Source organism: Stenotrophomonas sp. SrG (assembly GCF_050031795.1).
Lineage (GTDB): Bacteria > Pseudomonadota > Gammaproteobacteria > Xanthomonadales > Xanthomonadaceae > Stenotrophomonas > Stenotrophomonas rhizophila_A.
In genome coordinates, this window is record NZ_JBNBBE010000765.1 from 1 (window position 1) to 246 (window position 246).

Annotated in this window: 1 pseudogene; it reads left to right on the forward strand. The window is 64.2% G+C overall.

From position 1 onward, the window contains the following. Positions 1-246: pseudogene (locus ACQG3P_RS21630) on the forward strand (PA0069 family radical SAM protein); the annotation flags it as partial.

A 246-nucleotide genomic window follows, 5' to 3' on the forward strand; every position in this document is an offset into this window, starting at 1 on the left:
CATCATCAGCCGCAACAAATCCCCCGATGTAGGTTTCAGCCAATCGGTGAATCCCTACCGCGGCTGCGAGCACGGCGGCTCGTACTGCTTCGCGCGCCCCTCGCACGCCTTCCTCAATCTGTCTCCCGGCCTGGACTTCGAAACCAAGCGGTTTGCCAAGACCAACGCGCCGCAGCTGCTGCGCAAGGAACTCTCTCGGCCCGCCTACACCCCGCAGCCGATCGCCCTGGGCATCAACCCCGACTC